Source organism: Candidatus Fermentibacter sp. (assembly GCA_030373045.1).
GTDB lineage: Bacteria > Fermentibacterota > Fermentibacteria > Fermentibacterales > Fermentibacteraceae > Fermentibacter.
Genome location: JAUCPW010000067.1, coordinates 45,488 through 64,092 on the forward strand (window position 1 = coordinate 45,488; position 18,605 = coordinate 64,092).

General features: G+C 67.7%; 14 protein-coding genes. 6 read left to right on the forward strand and 8 right to left on the reverse strand.

Going from position 1 to position 18,605, the window contains the following annotated elements; genetic code table 11:
- Window positions 1–5 precede the first annotated feature (5 nt).
- Window positions 6–638 carry a DNA-3-methyladenine glycosylase gene (locus QUS11_11460; protein MDM7993914.1) on the forward strand — a complete coding sequence of 211 codons (633 nt, stop codon included), beginning with the start codon at window positions 6–8 and terminating at the stop codon, window positions 636–638.
- On the opposite strand, the gene QUS11_11465 is transcribed toward QUS11_11460, so the two are convergent.
- The gene (locus tag QUS11_11465) at window positions 596–4,339 is read right to left on the reverse strand and encodes a sigma 54-interacting transcriptional regulator (GenBank protein ID MDM7993915.1); all 3,744 of its coding nucleotides are present in this window, start codon (window positions 4,337–4,339) and stop codon (window positions 596–598) included. The two genes, QUS11_11460 and QUS11_11465, sit on opposite strands and share 43 nt — an antisense overlap.
- Before the next feature lie 268 nt (window positions 4,340–4,607).
- Here QUS11_11465 and QUS11_11470 point away from each other — a divergent pair, with 268 nt between their 5' ends.
- On the forward strand, window positions 4,608–5,252 hold the full coding sequence (locus tag QUS11_11470) for a hypothetical protein (protein MDM7993916.1): 645 nt from the start codon (window positions 4,608–4,610) through the stop codon (window positions 5,250–5,252).
- A gap of 60 nt (window positions 5,253–5,312) precedes the next feature.
- On the opposite strand, the gene QUS11_11475 is transcribed toward QUS11_11470, so the two are convergent.
- Genes QUS11_11475 through QUS11_11505 form a run of 7 tightly spaced genes read right to left on the reverse strand, consistent with a single transcriptional unit; the run spans window position 5,313 to window position 14,569 of the window.
- A complete protein-coding gene (locus QUS11_11475) occupies window positions 5,313–6,110 on the reverse strand; it encodes a DUF4097 family beta strand repeat-containing protein (protein ID MDM7993917.1) in 798 nt (265 codons plus the stop codon).
- 60 nt (window positions 6,111–6,170) lie between these two features.
- The gene (locus tag QUS11_11480; protein ID MDM7993918.1) at window positions 6,171–7,568 is read right to left on the reverse strand and encodes a capsule assembly Wzi family protein; all 1,398 of its coding nucleotides are present in this window, start codon (window positions 7,566–7,568) and stop codon (window positions 6,171–6,173) included.
- A gap of 3 nt (window positions 7,569–7,571) precedes the next feature.
- A complete protein-coding gene (locus QUS11_11485) occupies window positions 7,572–8,810 on the reverse strand; it encodes an RsmD family RNA methyltransferase (protein MDM7993919.1) in 1,239 nt (412 codons plus the stop codon).
- Window positions 8,811–9,932 carry a tRNA guanosine(34) transglycosylase Tgt gene (gene tgt / locus QUS11_11490; GenBank protein MDM7993920.1) on the reverse strand — a complete coding sequence of 374 codons (1,122 nt, stop codon included), beginning with the start codon at window positions 9,930–9,932 and terminating at the stop codon, window positions 8,811–8,813.
- A gap of 3 nt (window positions 9,933–9,935) precedes the next feature.
- Window positions 9,936–11,012 (reverse strand): hypothetical protein, encoded by a 1,077-nt coding sequence (locus QUS11_11495; GenBank protein MDM7993921.1) that lies wholly within the window; start codon window positions 11,010–11,012, stop codon window positions 9,936–9,938.
- 9 nt (window positions 11,013–11,021) lie between these two features.
- A complete protein-coding gene (gene queA / locus QUS11_11500) occupies window positions 11,022–12,047 on the reverse strand; it encodes a tRNA preQ1(34) S-adenosylmethionine ribosyltransferase-isomerase QueA (GenBank protein MDM7993922.1) in 1,026 nt (341 codons plus the stop codon).
- Between the two features lie 2 nt (window positions 12,048–12,049).
- Window positions 12,050–14,569 (reverse strand): PAS domain-containing sensor histidine kinase, encoded by a 2,520-nt coding sequence (locus QUS11_11505; protein MDM7993923.1) that lies wholly within the window; start codon window positions 14,567–14,569, stop codon window positions 12,050–12,052.
- Window positions 14,570–14,676: 107 nt separating this feature from the next.
- Between QUS11_11505 and QUS11_11510 the strand changes: the two genes are divergently transcribed.
- From QUS11_11510 to QUS11_11525, 4 genes are read left to right on the forward strand one after another with little or no spacing between them, the layout of a single operon-like run.
- Window positions 14,677–15,117 (forward strand): PTS sugar transporter subunit IIA, encoded by a 441-nt coding sequence (locus QUS11_11510; protein ID MDM7993924.1) that lies wholly within the window; start codon window positions 14,677–14,679, stop codon window positions 15,115–15,117.
- A gap of 22 nt (window positions 15,118–15,139) precedes the next feature.
- Complete coding sequence (locus QUS11_11515; GenBank protein ID MDM7993925.1) at window positions 15,140–15,472, forward strand: hypothetical protein; 333 nt, start codon at window positions 15,140–15,142, stop codon at window positions 15,470–15,472.
- A 6-nt stretch (window positions 15,473–15,478) separates the two neighbouring features.
- The gene (guaB, locus tag QUS11_11520) at window positions 15,479–16,963 is read left to right on the forward strand and encodes an IMP dehydrogenase (protein MDM7993926.1); all 1,485 of its coding nucleotides are present in this window, start codon (window positions 15,479–15,481) and stop codon (window positions 16,961–16,963) included.
- Window positions 16,953–18,587 carry a hypothetical protein gene (locus QUS11_11525; protein ID MDM7993927.1) on the forward strand — a complete coding sequence of 545 codons (1,635 nt, stop codon included), beginning with the start codon at window positions 16,953–16,955 and terminating at the stop codon, window positions 18,585–18,587. The genes guaB and QUS11_11525 overlap by 11 nt, the downstream gene beginning before the upstream one ends.
- Window positions 18,588–18,605: the final 18 nt, after the last annotated feature.

The window sequence follows — 18,605 nt, forward strand, 5'->3', positions numbered from 1 at the left end:
CAGGCATGACCGCAAGCGTGATGGAAGCGCGCCCGGAAGGCGCAGGCGGATGGCTCGGGCCCCCCCCGGGGTTCTTCCTGCGCCCCACGACGGAACTCGCACCGGCCCTGCTGGGCTGCCTGCTCCTCACAGACCGCGCCGGCGGGCGGACTTCGGGCGTGATCGTCGAGACCGAGGCCTACACCATGGACGATCCCGCCAGCCATTCGTACCGCGGACCCACCCGCAGGAACCGCTCGATGTTCGCGCCGGGCGGCACCGCCTACGTCTACTCGATCTACGGCCTGCACGTCTGCTTCAACGTGGCCGCCGGGCCGGCCGGGTGCGGGGAGGCCGTGCTGGTGAGGGCGCTCGAGCCCGTCGAGGGGCTCGCGGAGATGCAGCGACGGAGGGAGCTGCCCGGTTCCCGGCCTGCGAGCGGCCCGGCGCTGCTCTGCCGGGCGCTGGGGATAACCATGGATGACGACGGCGCCGATCTCTCGCTCGGCACCGGCCCGGGGCCCGCCCTTCTCGTTCCAGCGGACGTGCCCGGAGGGAGCGTGGGCATCTCGCCCAGGATCGGCGTCACGAGGGCCGCGGACTGGCCGCGGCGGTTCTACCTCTCCGGGAACCTCTTCCTCTCGAGGCGGTCACCGTAGAGCCCGGCATACTTCCTGACCGTCTTGGGATCGCATTCGAGCACCGCTGCAGCGCGGGCCATCGAACCGCCGCAGGCCTCCAGAACCTCCGCCACATGTCTTCCAACCGCCCTTTCGAGGGGCTCCATCAGGAAATGACGGTCGGTTCGAGAGGGGGACGGGTCGAATGCGAGGTCCTTCTCTCCGAGCTTCGTGTCCGTGGAAAAGGCCGCCGCCCTCTGCACCACGTTCCGCAGCTCCCTGACGTTCCCCGGCCAGGGATGCGCCTTCAGCCTGCGGAGGACCGGGCCCGGGATGGAGATGTCCCGGGATCCAGAAACCTGCCGCGCGAAGAGCGCGGCGAGTTCGGGTATGTCCTCCGGTCTCTCCCTCAGGGGTGGCGTTCTGAGGATGATGACCGAAATCCTGTAGTAGAGGTCGGGTCTGAATCTACCGCCACCTGCGAGTTCAGCCGGATCGGCATTCGTGGCGGCCACCAGCCTGAAACCGGCTTTCATCTCGGTGTTCGCTCCCAGAGGCCTGAACCTCCCTGTCTCCAGGACTCTGAGGAGCTTGGCCTGGAGGGCGGCCGGCAGGTTCCCGATCTCATCCAGGAACAGCGTTCCCCCGTCGGCTTCGGCGAGCAGCCCGGACCTGTCGCTGCGGAGATCGGTATAGGCTCCCCTCCTGGCTCCGAAGAGCTCGGATTCGAGCAGGCCCTCCGGGATCGCCCCGCAGTCGACTGCGACGAACGGGCCCCCGGGTCGTCCGACGCCATGCAGTCCCCTGGCCACCAGCTCCTTTCCGGTTCCGGTCTCGCCGGTGACGAGTACCGGCAGATCCAGCCTGGCCACCCTGCTCATGGCCGACTTCAGCTCCATCATGCGTTCGGATCCGCCCCTTATCTCGGGGAACTCGTCTCCGGCAGCGTCGGGCCGCGGAGTCTCGACCAACTGGCCGAGGACGGCGGAGACGAGGGGGGCGATCATGCGCGCGTCAGAGAGTTCGGAGCCCGAGGCGTAGACTGGAGGAGGCCCGGCATCGAGCAGCACGCCGGCCTCGGGCGTCGTCGAAAGGCTCTCGAGCCCGAGCCTGCCTGCGAGTTCATCCAGGCCCTCGAGGCCCGCCGAATGACCTCTGTACCATTCCGAAAATGCCGACAGGACCGCGGCTATCCGCTCCGCAGTCCCGGGAACGCATGAGGACGAGTGCGGTTCGAGGGGCGAGGTGATCCTGCCGAATCTCTCAGCGGTCTCCTCGTCCATCTTCGACATGAGTTCACGGCGAACCGCCCGAAGGGCTTCGAGGACCGACCGGTCCCTGCCGTGTCCGAATCGGGATGCCAGAATGCAGGCCCGAAGAGGGGAGGGGAGCCCGACGAGCCTCGAGAGGGCATCGGAACGTGCGTCATCCGGCCCGGTGACGATCCCGGCCTCCAGCTCCTCACTCGCCAGACCGAGTCCGGATGCGAGCCCGCGGAGCGCACCCGGCTCCGGAGGTTCACCGGTCTCCGCGAGCGCGATGCCTGACAGGAGCGAGAGATGCCTGTCCCCGAGGAGGCCTGCGAGCGCCCTGGAATGCCTGAGGGCGGATCTTGCCTCGTCGGATTCGCCGGCCATGTCGAGCATGACTCCCTTGTAGAGGAGACACAGCCCCTGGCTCAGCGGCATGCCGAGCTCGGCCGACCTCGCGGCGCCCCTCTCGGCCCTGGAGAGGGCTTCCTGTCCGCCTCCGACCAGGGCTGCGGCGCACGAGTCGACCAGATCCAGCGTGATCGAGCCAGTGGAGCCGGGCTCGTATCCCGGGAGCCTCCCGAGGACGGCCCTGGTCCGCGCCGCATCCTCCAGGAGGCCCATCCTGGATTCGAGCACGAACATGTCGATCTCGACCGGACGCCTCGCCCGGAGACCGAGTTCCGAGGACAGCAGGGAAGAGAATCTGTAGTCCTCGAGGGCTTCCCTCCACATGCCGAGCACCTCGCGCACCCTACCCCTCTCCTGCAGGCTGCGCGCGAGCCCCGCGGAATCGGCGCGGTCGCGGTCTATCGCGACAGCCTCGTCCGCCGACACAGAGGCGTCGGAATAGAAGCCCAGGCGCATCTGCATCGTGCACCGGACACAGAGCAGGCCTGATCTGCCCTCCGTGTCACCGGAAGCGAGAGCCTCCTCGGTCAGGGCCAGGGCCCCGGCGGGGTCGCCGCGGAGGTCTGCGACAGAGGCCCTCCGTGTGACCGATTCGGGGTCCGAGAAGCCGGCGAGGCACTCCTCCGCTTCGGCCAGCCTGCCCATGTCGAGGAGGATGTCCGAGAGCAGCCTGGCCCTGGCCGCAGGGTGACCCTGAACCCCTGGAGCCGTGAGGGCACGCTCGGCCTCGGCGGGAAGGCCCGACTGAAGGAGCGCCCCGGCTCTCACCAGACCGTCCTCCGGGCCGGCCGTGGCGAGGGCCTCCGCCGGCCTGCCCGTCTTCAGGAAGCACTCTGCGGCCCGCCCCCTCGTCCCGGGAGGCAGCAGCCCCCTCTCCCATGCCGCGGCGATGTGCCGGAAGGCCCCCTCGGCCCAGAGATCGTCAGTGTCGGCCGCTGGCGGGCGCCGGACTTCACCGTGGGACCTCCTGGTCAGGGGACCGTAGCACGAAGGCCCTGCCCATCCCGGAGAGCCTGCCTCGAAAGGGACGTCCTCCGCAAGCGAAGGCCCGTCATCGAGTTCCAGCATCTGGGCTCCGGGCAGGTCCGGGAGTGACCCGGCAGAAGCCGCGGAGACGATGAGACGGAGATGCGGAGGTTTCGTCTCCGCCATCTCGGACAGCATGTGGAGCAGATCCAGAGAGGCGAAGTCCGCCTGGTCGACGACCAGCAGGCGGGTCACGCCGGAGACCCCGGTGAACAGCTTCGAGATGAGATCGGGCGCCGACACCGTCCTCCTCGAGCCGGGCGGGATGCCCGGCAAGGGCCTGCCCTCCTCGAACGGAGAGCATCGGACGATCCTGGCAGGCCACCCTCTCCTCGTCGCGGCGCAGACTGCCTCGTCAAGCACGGCGTCCCGTGTCTGCCAGGCCCCTCCGACGATGACCGAAACAGGCCGGTCTGGAAGTCTCGGAACAGGCTCCGGCGCCGCCCGCCCGGGGAACAGCCCCGCCTCGTAGGCCGCATGTGCCCTCTTCCGGGGAGAATGGGAGGTCAGCTCCTCCGCGATGCGCGCGAGCCGGGGATCGCTTCCGAACCTCTCGATGAAGACCTTGAGGTAGCAGCCGAACTGCCAGAAGTCGGACCATGGGCCGCAGAAGCCCCCGGCCGCGACTTCCGGGGCCATGGATGAAGGTGGAGCCGAAATGCAGGCGTCACCCCACAGTATGGTCGCGACCCTGCCCCCCGATGCGGCGAACGGGAGGGATGCGAGATCGAGATGGAGGAATCCGGCTCCATGAAGAGCCTCGAGGGATCGCGCCACCTCCCCGGGCGGGGGGAGGTGCCTGTCGATGCCGCCGGGATCATCGAGGGGGATCGAGAGGCTGTACCTGTCGGTACCCGTCGATGCGAGGCAGGAGGGCACGACCACCCCTTCGACCGATACCCGTGATATGGCCTCGAACCAGGCCCGGACCGCCTTCTCCCCGATGCCGGAAGTGAATGACCTGGAGAGCGACAGCCCGCTCCCGGACTCCGATATCGCCTCCTCCCTGCCTCCCGGGAGGAACCTCCTGGAGATGCATCTCGGTTTTCGCATGCCAAAATATCCCGCATTCAAGTCAGGTGGTCAACCCGGCAACGTATAGGTTGGCAAGATGATGGCAACAGCACCCCGGACCACTGTCATCCATGGCACCGGTGATGCGGGTTACTGTGCGAGAAAACGGGGAAATATTCCCTATTCGTGGAAATTATGGCGGAGAAGAGAGCGCGCGCCTGGTGGGCTGATCTGCTACATATCGGAACGGCATGGCGTTGCAGCTCTGGCATCAGGAATGCTGAACCGGAATCGAGGAGGTGTCGATATGACGGTTCTCGCGATATGTCTCGCAGTCGCTTCGGCCGCACCGTCTCCTGCCGCCCCCGCAGGGGAGGGAGATGACCTCCGGCTCGACCGGCCGGTCGTCTGCCCGAGCGATGAGGAAACCGTGCTCCAGTACGACGACGGTACGGCATGCTGGCTGACCTGGGGGGGGCTCTACAGGGGCGTCTGGTTCGACGTTACCGATTTCGAGCCCATGGAACCCGAGGATGTCTGGGGCCTGTACATGGTGGAACTCTGGTTCTACCACTATTCCTCATATCCCTGGGACACTGCCTCGTTCTACCTCGAGGTCTACGGTGGGGACGAGGGAGGGCCTGCGGACCAGATCTCGCAGACTTCGGTGACGGCCAGCCACATGGGGCCCACCCTGGTGTACTTCGACCCGCCTCTCGAAGTGCCCCCGGATTTCTGGGTGCTGGTGAACACCGAGATGTCGGGCTGCGGTGCGCCGTACCTGTTCGGCGACAACGGGCCGAACTTCACCGGAGCCTTCCACAGCTTCACGAGCGATGACATCGTGGTCTGGGAGCCGTGGGACATGGGCGACTTCTTCATCAGGTGCCACGGCCTGCCGGTATCGTCACTCACGGAGACGACCTGGGGGGCTCTGAAGAGCCTGTTCTAGAAGGGATCACGGATCGGGAGAGGGGCCGGGCGGCATGCCCGGCCCCTCGTGCGTGCGGCGCTACTCTCCCGGAGAAGAGACCGTGATGTTCCCGTTCGAGGAGGAGAGCTCCACCCGGGGGCCTCCCGGACCCATCACAGCCGATCCTTCGGAGTCGTCGAGCCTCACCTCGCTGAAGCCCGGCCCTTCGACGGACACCGATCCGTTCGACGTGTCCATCGTGAACTCCGCGAAGGCGCCCGGGGCGAGGCCGGCGACGATGTCGCCGTTGGACGTGTCGAGCACCGCGCCGTCGGCGAAGGATGCCGGGGAGGCCTGGATGTCGCCGTTCGACGTGTCGATGCCCAGGATCACGAGGTCCCTGCCGCCGACAGTCACGTCGCCGTTCGAGGTGTCGATCCTCACCCTTCCGGCGAAGCCCGACACGGTCACGTCGCCGTTGGATGTCTCGAGCACAGGGCTGCCGCTGCCGCCTTCGACCTCGATCCTGCCGTTGCTCGTCGAGATCGAGCCCAGTGAAACGCACGGGGGCACCTCGATCTCGAAGGACACGCCTGCGTCGTTGAGCAGGTCGGGTCTCGACGCCGTGAGCGAGGTGGCCAGGCCGGGCACGAAGGCTGTCTCTATCCGGGCTGCGTCGGCGGCGCCCAGGCTGGAGCTGATCGTGGCGGTCGCCCTTATGCTGTCGCCTTCGGCGACCCTGATCACCACGTCGCCGTTGAAGGAGGAGACCGAGAGCACCTGCCCCTCCATCGCCGGCCAGGCGAGATGCCGCGTCTCGATGATCCCGGCGCGGCCGCATCCCGAGAGGAGTCCCGCAACCGAGGCGAGGACACCCATTGCCAATCTTCCGTCCATCCGCATCACCTCCGGAGTTCCACCGCCCATAACGACGCGCGGCGGGGGCGGGGCGTTACACTAGAGCCCGAACCTCGCGACGGCCTCGATGCCCGCCTCGGTCTCCTCCCCCTCCATGCCGCGGGCGTGCCCGAGGTTCCTGATCCACCTCCTGGCTGCGGTGGCATGGGCCTCCAGGCCGCATCCGAGGTAGACGGACGCATCCAGCTCCACACCCGTGGAGTGCTCCACCACTCCCGAGGGGAAGGCGTCGTCGGAGAACAGCGAGTCTGGATAGCCTTCGTAGACCGTCCCCTCGCCGTGGCGGGCGTGTTCGATCCTCAAACCCGCGGTGACGGGCCAGATCTCCGCCGTGGAGACGCCGAGGGTGACCCTGTCGCAGTCGGGGCCCAGGGCCGAACCGATGATGTCTCCGTCGTGGAGGTAGAAGTTCCTGGGGTGCTTCTGGCTGTAGACGAAGCGGTCGATCCTGGTGTACTCGGCCGTGACGGCCGTGGCGCCGGTCAGGGCGCCGGCTCCCGCGGTCCAGCCCAGCCTGCTCGGCCTGCCCCACTCGGTCTGGTACTGGAGGTCGTCGACCAGGATCTCGCCGTAGAGCTCGAGGCCGCGGAAGGGCCTTACGGATGCATCGGCCGCGAGCATCGCATTGTCGTCGTCACGCTCGTTCCACTGTACAGGATACCAGGGGATCGCCGGGTTCATGTAGGCCAGCTCGAGCCCCTCGCTCGCGAAGAGTATCGCCTCCGACAAGCCGAACCCCAGCCACGGGTACGGCGAGACGTCGAGCCTGTGGGCGGAGAGGTAGGTGCCCGAGTCGCTGTCGAGGGTGGACGTGAAACTCGTGAACGCCAGCCAGGGCGCCGGGTCCCACGCCAGCCTGAGCATGTCCATGGGCGGTGCATTGTCGGAGACGAGCAGGTTCGTGTAGCGGCAGGGCCCCCAGACCTGCGGTATCCTGCCTATGGAGGCCTCGAACGAGCCTCCGCGCCAGGCCGCGAAGCCCCAGTCGACGTAGAGGTGCCTGCCCTGCTCGGCCCCCTCGTGGAAGGGAGTGAACCCGCCGGGCTGCCTCTCGTCGGAGGAGGCCCAGACCGAGAGTCTCTCGCGGAGGTGGAGCCCGCCGGCGGGTTCGAGGAACGCATCGAGGCTCAGTCCTGCACGGGTCTCGAGCGACGCCGAATCCTCCGCCTCCGCCGCGGCGAGCAGGATCGCCCCGGCCCTCCCCAGGCCGTCCACCTCGCTGCCTTCGGGCTTCAGGATCGACCGGAGCCTTTCCACCAGGCCTTCCGGCAGCCCGTCCGCCGCTCCTGAAGGAAGATCGCCGGGGAACACCGCCGGCCGGACGACGGGATCGGATGCGCGGCCTGCCAGGACCCATCCGGCAAGAGGGTGCCCGGAGGGGACCCACCCTTCGCCGAGGAACCCGGAAAGGACAACCAGAAGAGCAATGCCGGCCATGTTCTATTCCCTCGCCTCCCTGGGCTTCCTCTCGAGGAAGCAGACTGTCTCGACATGGTCCGTGTGGGGGAACAGGTCGAAGGGGGTGACCCGCGTGACACGGTACGATCCCGACAGGACACGGAGGTCCCTGGCGAGCGTGAAGGGATTGCAGCTCACCATGACGATCATCCCGGCCTCCAGCCCGGCGAGTTCGCCCGCTTCGCGGGCGCCCATCCCCGCCCTCGGCGGATCCGCTATCACCGCGTCGAACCCGCCGCGGCGCCCGGCATCCGACAGGAAGGCGCCGGCGTCCTCCGAGAGGGCCTCGAAGGCGCCGGCCGGGCGGAGATCGGCGGCGCTCGCCCGGGAGGCCTCGATGGACTCGGGGGACGAATCTACGCAGAGCGCCCTCGCACCCCTCGCCGCGAGCGGGATCGAGAAGGTCCCCGCTCCGCCGTAGAGGTCGAGGACGCGCAGCCCCACGCTTTCGCCCAGGGAGTCCGCGATGAACGAGGACATCTCTGAAGCGGCTCTCGTGTTGACCTGGAAGAAGCCCCCGACCGGCACCCGCAGTGTCGCACCCGCGATCTCCTCGCGGAGCGGCTCCGCATCGGCCCGGCCCTCCCAGCCCCTGCGGCCCCTGCGCCATGCCGCGGTGCCGGGAGGCAGCCCGGGGAACGGAGGCGCCTCCCCGTCGAGCTCGACCGCTGTACGCCCGTCGAGGAAGCTCGCCTTCACGGCGATCCTGCAGGGTCCCGCACCAGCGTTCCCCGAGACCGCCCGCGCGATCTCCCTGCCCCTTCCGTGCAGCAGGGGGCAGTCACCTGCGGCCAGCATATCCCCCCTGCGCCTGTGCAGACACAGGAATCCGCGCTCGACCTCGAAGGTCACGCGGTTCCTGTAGCCCCTGGTCTCGACCGAGGGCCTGACCGGCTCGACTCCGGGGTGGGTTATCCGCGCCCTGGACAGGGCCGAGGAGACCCATTCCCTCTTCCAGACGAGCTGCTCGTCATAGCGGAGGTGCTGCAGGGAACACCCCCCGCACTCCCCCGAGAGCGGGCAGAACGGCTCCACCCTGCCGGGCGATGGTGACAGGATCTCGACGAGTGAAGCCTCCCGCCAGGACCCGCGCGGCGGGCCCGGTTCGCAGAGCACCCTCTCCCCGGGCAGAGCGCCCGGTATGAAGGTCACCCGGCTCCCCGCGGGCTTCGCCACGCCGCCCACGCCGTTCCCCAGAGACTCGACGAGCAGCTCCTCCAATCAGAAGGCTCCCGGATCGAAGGAGGCGCGTCTGGCGTGCCACTCCCTGCGCCAGGACGCGTAATCGCCCTGTGCAATGGCGTTCCTGATCTCCGCGAGCAGCCTCTCGTAGAACCTGAGGTTGTGGAGCGTGGCGAGTATGGGCGCGAGCCACTCCCTGGCCGTGAAGAGATGCCTGAGATAGGCCCTGGAGTGGTTCGTGCAGGCCAGGCAGTCGCAGTCGGCCTGGAGGGGCCGGTGGTCGTTCCGGAACCTTGCGTTCCTGATGTTGACATGCCCGCCGGGGACGAAGAAGCCGCCTCCGCGGGCGTTCCTCGTGGGCACGACGCAGTCGTACATGTCCACCCCCATGGCTGTGAAGTCGACGATGTCCTCGGGCTTGCCCACGCCCATGAGATACCTGGGCCTGTCAGCCGGCAGGAGGTCGATGCATGCCTCCACCGCGGCCTCCATCATCGGCCTGGGCTCGCCCACGGAGACCCCGCCTATCGCATAGCCGTCGAAGCGCATGGCGACCAGTTCCCGGGCCGCGCGGGCCCTCAGGTCGGCGAACGCACCGCCCTGCACGATCCCGAACATCGCCCTCCCGTCCTCCGGGTGGACCCTCCTCGCCCTGCCGGCCCAGCGCAGCGTCAGGGCGAGCGATTCCTCCGTCCTCTCGCGCGAAGCGGGCTGTTCGAGGCACTCGTCCAGCACCATCGCGACGTCGCTCCTGAAGGTGTCCTGGAGTGAGATGACCCTCTCCGGCGTGAGGAGGTGGCGCGAACCGTCGACGTGGCTCTGGAACTCGTAGCCCTCCTCGGTGCGCCTTCTCAGCGTGGAGAGGCTGAAGAGCTGGAAGCCCCCGCTGTCGGTGAGGATGTTTCCGCCGAATCCCGTGAACCCGTGGAGCCCCCCGGCGGCCTCGATGACATCCTCCCCGGGCCGTAGGTAGAGGTGGTAGGTGTTGGCGAGGATCATCCCGAATCCGTCGAGGTCGGTGACCCTGGCGGTCTTCACCGTGCCCTGCGTGCCCACGGGCATGAAGGCCGGGGTTTCGACGCTGCCGTGCGGCAGGGAGAGCCTCCCGCGCCTGGCCCTGTCACAGGTGCGCAGCAGCTCGAAGCCCGGGGAGCCCGGCAAATCCTAGACCTCTCCCGGGGCCGGCGCGCCCTGGCCAGATCCGGTGGATGCGTCGGACCCGGCCTGCGGGGCTTCGCCCGACGGTTCCGGACCGGCGGGGGGAGTCGAGTCCGGTTCGGGCGCGGGCTGCTCCGCGGGCGGGATCTCCGCGGCCGGGACCGGTTCGGTCGACGTCGAGTCAGAGGTCGAGTCGGGAGACTGGGGCATCTCCAGGGAGCCCGGGCCGAAGCCGGTGTCCTCGACCGGGGGGAAGCCGCCCGCCTCCTCGATGAGGCCGGGCACGTAGAGGCCGTAGTCCTCCGCCAGCAGGAGCATGGGATGGTCCGGGTCGAGCCGGGCGATCTCCCTCAGCTCGGCCGCGAGGTCATCGTCCATGTCGTTGCGGTAGTAGAGGCTGGCGAGCCTCACGTGGTACTCGATGCTGTCCGGGAATCTCTGCTTCATCTCGAGGTACATGGTCAGGAGCTCGGTGTCCTCGGCGGATATGCCGAGGTCCGGCTGCACGCGCCCGGTCTGCGTGATGTGCACGCTCCCGAGCGGCACGAAGAGGATCACCGCGGCCATCGCCAGGGAGAGGAAGGTGTAGATGAGCACGTTCCTGTTGTTCCTCCTCCTCTCGTCGAGGATGGTGTCGAGGGGCCTCGGGTCGTGGGATGGATCGAGGAAGACCAGCTCTACACCGGCGGCGGCTTCGGGCAGAGACCGCCTCCCGAAGAAGACCGGGATGAATCCCGCGAGCAGGAGCATGAAGGAGACCGGGGTCAGGAGTACCCTCAGGAGGGTCCGCCATCCGGAGGGCACCCTGCCGTGGCTGTCCACCTCCGCGAGGCCGAAGGCCCTCAGAGGGTCTGCCATCCTCGTGTAACTGGGGCTCTCGAGGAGAGCCAGGATGTTGGCCGACACGAGGAAGGTCAGGGGGAGGGCGTTCAGGAACATGCTGGTGACGAACCTGAGGATGGAATCGAGGAGCACGGTCCAGGCCAGCAGGATGGATGTCTCCATGAGGGCGAGTCCGAGGTGCTGCCTGGTGGAGAGGCCGATCCTCCCGAGCCAGGCGATGTTCCGGGCGGTTACCGTCATGTCGCGTCCTCAGAGGATCAGCATGGCGTCGCCATAGCTGTAGAACCTGTAGCCCGCGCCTATCGCGTGGGAGTATGCCTCGTGCATGAAATCGAGCCCCATCAGGGCCGATACCAGGCAGAGAAGGGAGCTGCCCGGGAGGTGGAAGTTGGTGACGAGCCCCGCGACCACCCCGAAACTGCAGGGCGGCCTGATGAAGAGGGATGTGCGCCCCTCGGACGGGGCGATCCCCCTGCCGGCCGTCTCGAGCACCCTGGCGCTTGTGGTGCCCACGGCGATCACCCTCCTGTCCTCCGAAAGCGCGGTCGAAACCGCCTTCGCGCAGGCCTCCCCTATCTCGTACCGCTCAGGTTCGAGAGAGTTCCTGTCGAGCTCGTCGTGTCTGAGGGGCTCGAACGTCCCCGGGCCGACGTGGAGCGTGAGCATCGTCGTCTCGATGCCGCGCTCGCGGAGCCGCGACAGGATGCCGGAGTCGAAGTGCAAGCCGGCCGTGGGGGCCGCGACGGCGCCCGGCCGGTCGGCGTACACGGTCTGATATCTCTCCGAGTCCTCCGGGGCCGCCTCCCGCCTTATGTAGGGGGGGAGCGGGACTTCTCCCGCTGCATCCAGGGCGTTCTCGAGGTCTCCTGCGGCCCTGAAGGAGACCTTCGCCCTTCCCGGCCCCGTCACCTCCACGACCGTGCCCTCGAGCCCTCCCTGCAGATCGAGCACGGCTCCGGGCCGGCACCTTCGGGCCGGCTTGAGCATGACCGACCAGGTATCCCCGGAGATCCTCTCCAGCAGGAGGATCTCGGCCAGGCCGCCCGTGTCCCTCCTCCTGCCCCTGAGCCTCGCCCTGGTGACCCTGGTGTCGTTGAACACGAGCAGGTCACCGGGCGAGAGGAGGTCGGGGAGGGACCGGAACATGCAGTCCGAGAGCCTCCGGGCCTCCCTCTCGACGAGGAGGAGCCTGCTGCCCGAGCGCTCGGGGGCGGGATGCTGGGCGATCAGCTCCACGGGAAGATCGAACGAGATGTCGCTCCGGGTCAGGCCCAAGCCTACTCCTGCCTGCCCGGCACCGGCAGGCGGAGCATGAAGCGCGATCCCCTGCCCTCCCGGCTGAACACGTTGATGGTGCCTCCCATGCCGTCGGTGAACCTCCTGACTATCGAGAGGCCGATGCCCAGGCCCTGCGACTCCTCGCCGTCACCCCTGTAGAACCGGTCGAAGACGTAGGGAAGCGACTTGGCAGGTATGCCCGAACCGGTGTCCTCCACGTCCAGCGTCCAGGTGGACTGTTCGCCGCGCATCCTGACCGTGATCGAGCCTCCCACGGGAGTGTGCCTCAGTGCGTTGTCGAGCAGGTTCCAGATGACCTCCTCGAGCCTCTGCCTCTCGAAGAACGCCGTGAACGGCGTCTGGGGGAGATCGGTGACGATCTCGACCCCGCGCTCCGAGATCCTCGACTCCAGGTTCTTCAGGACGGTTTCCAGGATCTCCGAGGGCCTGCCCCAGGCCCCCTCCCCCCTGTCGTGCTGGATCTCGAGCCTGAGGAACGACAGCAGCCTCTCGACCTGCTCCGAGACCTGGAGGGTGGACCTGGAGAGGGACCCTACCGCATCGAGCTGATCGGGGCCGAGTTCGCCCAGCTTCCCCGAGGCCAGCATGTCGCAGAAACCCTTCATGGCGGTCACGGGAGCCCTCATCCTGTGGCTGAGGCTCAGGAGGATGTCCTCCATGTCCGAACGCCCGGCTGGATCCTCGGCGGGCTTGCCCTGCCCGTCGACGGACGGGCGCCCTTCGGGGAAGAGCCAGAGGGACAGCGGTATCGAAATGAGCCGGATCAGGTTGGGTGCAGGGTTGGGGAATGCGCCGGGCTGCCTGGAAAGCGCCAGGAGCACACCCGTCGCCCTGCCCTGGCGCCTCAGCAGCGGAACCGCGACCTCGCTCCGGAATCCCCGCACCGACGGGCTGAACCTGCCGTCCGAGGCGGAGTCGGCAACGTAGGCCGGCTCGCTGTGGGTGTACGACCAGCCGGGAGCGGTCTCCGAAGTCAGGTTCAGCGGCTCGGGCTCCGTGGACACGCCGCAGGAGACGACGGGCTGGAGAGCTCCGTCGGGGCCGGGAGGACCCCATGCTATCATCGCCTCCGCTCCGGTGACGTCGGCCGCCCTGGCGAGGAACTTCTCGGGCCCGGAATCGCCCATCCGCATGAAGTCCCACGTGTCCAGGATCGTGGAGGCGGTGTTCATGATGCTCCGCTGAGCCGAGGCCGACATGGCCAGGTCGGTGAGGTACGGCGCGAGCGAGAGCACGAACCTGGCGAGAGAGGAGATCGTGCCGGACTTCAGCCCGTAGAGGGCGATCCGGGCCATCCCCCCGCGGAGGCGTGTGGATATGCCGTACGAGAAGCCTTTCTCGACCGATCCCGACCATCGCTCCGAGCCGTTCTCGGGCTGCGGCTCCGATCCTTCCGCGCCGTCGGCCTGGAGAGGGACGTCGCCGGAGGTGTACACCCTGCCGCCCGTGGAGACCGACACGCCGCCCGCTCCGGTCCCCATCTTCAGGAGGTCGAGCGCGAGCCGCATCTGATCGGCCTGATCCCTGCCCTCGTCCATCATCCTGGAAAGGGTGCCGATGGGCCCGGTTTCCAGCCCCGAGGGGGACTCGTCGCCGGAAGGCCTGATGAAGACGAGGGTTTCGTCGCTGTCGGGCATGAGGATCGACGTGACCTCCGCACCGATCTGCATGCCGCTCGGCGATATGATCGAGATGTCCCTGCGGAACGGGGCGAACCCCTTCTTCAGGCGCATCTCGTGGATTACCGACAGTCCCGCCCGGTCCGCCTCGGGGACCCATTGCCATATGTCCGTCCCGGTGACCTCCCCCGCACCGAACGATTCCGCCATGGCCTCCATGGACCTGTTGATCCATCTGATGCGACCCCCGGCATCGATGATCATGGCCGGGGCGGGCACGCTCCCGAGGATCGTCTCGACTATGGAGGAGTCGGGGGCCGGGAAGGCCGACAGGTCCATCGAGGGGGAGGAGATGCCGAGGAGGAGGAGCCCTCCCGGCAGCAGCCGGACCGAGGCGATCATCGTGTGGGTCCTGCCGCCCTGGAGGATTTCGATCGAGAAGGGCTGGACCCGTTCCATCATCCTGCACTCTGCAACGGCGGACCAGAAGGTCGGAAGGCTCGAGGGCGCCACGAGCCCGGAAACCCCGGTGAGCTGAGAGAGGTCGAACGGCCCGGGGGCATCGGAGGATGAGGAAGAGCTGTAGATCGTCCCGGCGGAATCGAACAGCACGGAGAGGAGGCCGTCGCTCATGGCGGACAGGAAGGCAGCATGGGCGCTCCTGTCGGTTCTCTGGACTATCATCAGGCGCTCGTTCCCATGCTGGAAGCAGTGCACCGCCATCAGCGCACCGTCCACCACCATGGGCCAGAGCCCGACGGGCATCCCCGCGACCATGGCCTTCAGATCCTCCCGGAACCCGAGGACTCTGTCGAGCACGTCGTTCGAAGAAGCCACTCCGTCGGTCACCCTGAGGACGGCAATCGACTCCGGGAGCATCACCTGATCAACGCCTCCGCCGGGCTGCCCGCCCGGACTCCGCTGCTTCTTTTCAGGCCGTTCCGGGACACCTATATTTCGAGAACCAGCCTGCAAAGGAGTGTCGCTTGAACAAATCATGCTACTGCGTATGGGACCTCCAGTCAACAGACCGTGACTCAGCGCTGACAGAACTCCTCGCCTCCGTTCCGAACATCGGCGCCCACTCCAGGGAGATGCTCATCAAGGCTCTCCACACCAGGGAGCAGGCGGGCGCCACCCTGGTGACCCCGGGGATCGCTATGCCCCACTGCAGGAGCATCCTCATGGACGACCTGGTGATAGCCATCGGCCGCTCCTCCTCGGGCATCCCCTGGCCCGACGAGCCGGCCGGAGTGGTCGTCCTGTTCATCTCGCCGGTCAAGCCCAGCGGCCCCCAGGAACACATGGACCTCATCGCCCATCTCGCATCCCACATGAAGAACAACGGTCCGGAGAGGATCACCGGCGCCTCATCGCCGGAGAAGCTGGCCGAGCTCCTGGGGCTCGACCTCATCCAGGGCGGGTAAGATGCATCAGGATCTCGAAAAGTTGATCAGTCTGCACGATCTGGACACCATGATCGCCGACCTGGGCAGGGCCGACATTCGTCAGCAGGAGGAGGGGCTGGGCCTCTCGCCGGATCAGGCCCTGGTCGAACTGGGCAAGATGCGTGACGTCCTGGTCGAATCCATCAGGAAGAGGTGGTACGCCCTCTACGGCCAGATCAGCTCGCGATACGGCAACGCGGTGGTCCCCGTGGTGCAGAACAGGTGCAGCGGCTGCTTCACGATGCTGCCGACGTCGGTCAACTACGCCGGCGACAGGAACGAGCAGGTCAGGACCTGCTCGATCTGCGGCCGCATCATCTACTGGGCCGACTAGATCCGCATGCCCACCAACGGCGGAGCCGACTGGCCCGAGAAGTTCACGTTCGACGACGTACTCCTGCTCCCCGGCTACTCCGAGGTCATCCCCTCCGAGGTCGACCTGCGAACCGTTCTCGCCCGAGACATCGCCCTCCGGATACCCATCGTGAGCGCCGCGATGGACACGGTCACCGAATCCGAGATGGCCATCGCCCTCGCCCAGGAGGGCGGCATGGGGGTCATCCACAAGAACCTGTCGATCGAATCCCAGTGCGGGCACGTGAGGCGGGTGAAGAGGTCCGAGAGCGGGATAGTGGTCGATCCGGTGACCATTTCGGTCGACGCCCTGCTCCGCGACGCGGTCGCCCTGGCCTCCAGGAACGGCATCTCGGGGTTCCCGGTGGTGGATGGCGACAGGCTGGTGGGCATGCTCACCAACCGCGACTACCAGTTCGAGGAGGACATGGACAGGCCCGTCCGTGAACTCATGACCCCGGCCGACCGGCTCATCACCGCCCCCCAGGGGACGGATGCCGGGGAGGCTCTCCTCCTCCTCAGGGCGCACAGGCTGGAGAAGCTGCCCCTCGTCGACTCCGGCATGAGGATCAAGGGCCTGGTCACCGCGAAGGATGTTCACAAGGCCATCGCCTATCCCGAGGCCTGCAAGGATTCCAGGGGCAGGCTCAGGGTCGGTGCGGCAGTGGGCGTCGGCGCCGAGGCCGCCGAGAGGGCCGCCGCCCTCGTCGAAGCAGGGGTGGACTGTCTGTTCGTCGATACCTCCCACGGTCACTCCTCCAGGGTCATCGCAATGGTCGGCTCGCTGCGCTCCACATTTCCCGACATGGCGATAGTGGCGGGGAACGTCGTGACGCCTGCGGCCGTCGACGCCCTCGCAGACGCCGGGGCCGACTGCATCAAGATCGGCGTGGGCCCGGGCTCGATCTGCACCACCAGGGTCGTCGCCGGCGTCGGATGCCCCCAGGTCAGCGCGGTCCTCGAATGCTCACGGGCCGCGTCCGCAAGGGGGCTGCGCACGATCGCCGACGGGGGCATCAAGTACTCGGGCGACATAGTGAAGGCGCTCGCGGCGGGAGCCAGTTCCGTGATGATAGGCAGCCTCTTCGCCGGCACCACCGAGAGCCCCGGGGAGACCATCATCTACAAGGGCCGCAAGTTCAAGATCTACAGAGGGATGGGCTCGCTGGGCGCCATGCGCGAGGGAAGCGCCGACAGATACTTCCAGGAGGGCCGTGACCAGAGGAAGCTCGTTCCCGAAGGCATAGAGGGCATGGTCCCCTTCAAGGGTCCGCTCAGGGACTACGTGTTCCAGCTCAACGGAGGGCTGAGGGCCGGCATGGGCTATGTCGGCGCTGCCAGCCTCCCCGAACTCCCGGCCAGGGCGAGGTTCGTCCGGATCACTTCGGCCGGGTTGCGCGAGAGCCATGCCCACGACGTGATGATCACCAAGGAGGCCCCCAACTACTCCACGGAGTCAGATGCTTTCTGAAGTCCTCTCCGGCGCGGTGAAGGTCCGCCAGGTCCTCCTGGAGGAACCCGGATACCTGCTCGCAAGGGTCGAGGTGCGCGGCGGCCTGTGCTATGCCGAGGCCGCTCCGGCCGGACCCGGCAGCACTCCGGTGGCGTGGCCCTCCCTTCAGGGGCTGGCCAGGCCCGTCGCCGACCGGAAGACCGACTCCGGGCACAGGCTGGTGTTCTTCCGCGACATCATGGGCAGGAGCCTCATCGAAGAGATGGGATCCGGCGGCATGCCCGCGCGCAGGGCGCTCGACACGGCCATCTCCCTCGGCGGAGTGCTCCGGAACCTTCACCTGAAGGGGATGGTCCTCGGCTACATCGGCCCGGAGAGCGTCTTCAGGGCTCCTGACGGGACCATCACCGTCACGGCGGGTCTCAGGGGCGTGCCCGAGAGCCACTTCTCGGCTCCGGAGGCCGTGGGCACGAGGCCCATCGATCCACGGAGCGACGTGTTCGCTCTCGGCACCTTCCTGACCAGGCTGCTGGCCGGGGCCGACGACCACGATTCGGTCATACGGGCATGGAATTCGATGGATCCGGATCTCAGATCCGTGGTCGAGAGGATGGTCGCCGAAGACCCGGGCGACAGGCCGTCCAACATGGCGGAAGTGCTGGGCCTCCTCCGCGGGCTCGAACTCGCGGTCCCCCCCGCCCCGCATTCCGAATCCGCCGCAGTGATGCCGCCCATGGCGGAACCTCCCGCCGGACCCGACAGGAGGAGGCGGAGGGGGCTTCTCCCGGTCGTCATCATCGCCGCGCTCGCCATCCTGGCCGTGGTCTACGTGCTGTTCTCGCCGGGCCCTTCCGACGGCCCGGGCGGGTCGGGGCCCCCCGTGGAACCCCCTCCCGACACCCTCGCGACGCCTCCGGCCGACACGCTGCCACCGGCGGCCGACAGCGCCGCCGTACCCGGGGGTGCATCCGTGGCGGATGCCGTGGTGTGGATCTCCAACTGCACGGGCGCAGGGGGTGCGGCTTCGGCCTTCAGGGAGGGCCCTGCGCGCGACTACCCGCACGCCTATCCCTCCACCGGGGCCCGCAGGACTTCATCCGTCCTCCTGGTCAGGCGCAGCGAACCAGGTGCGGGCCTGCGGGGGCAGCCGGAGTGGCCGCTCGCGGAAAGCCTGGCCGCATGGGATACGACGATGGTCATCCTCCCTGTCGACGTCACTATCCTGCTGGGAACCGACCTCTCCTACCCGGGCGTGAACGCCTCCGTCCTGCGCGATCCATCGTCGCCCGCAGACACGATCTACGTCGACGTGGTGAACCAGGGTCTCCAGTACACCCTCGACGGCGCCGGGCCCGCCTCCTGGACGAAGGCGCTCCTCGACGGGCGATGTGTCGAACTCGGAGGAATTGAGTATCTTATATCAGTGGTCGATGCCCGGGACGGAGACCGGAGCCCCAACGAGGAGATCGGTCTCGCTGCCCTCCTCGACAGGACGACTTTTCTCTACCGGACAGATTCGGGCCTGCTCCCCGGTTTCGAGGGGTGCGTCAGGCAGTTGCTGCAGGCTGTTCCAGACGAAGTCGCCGGTCCGCCGGACAGCGTTCCCGTGCCGGATTTCTGGGTCCTATTAGGCAGGAGTTGAGAGTATGCCGTCTGAAGT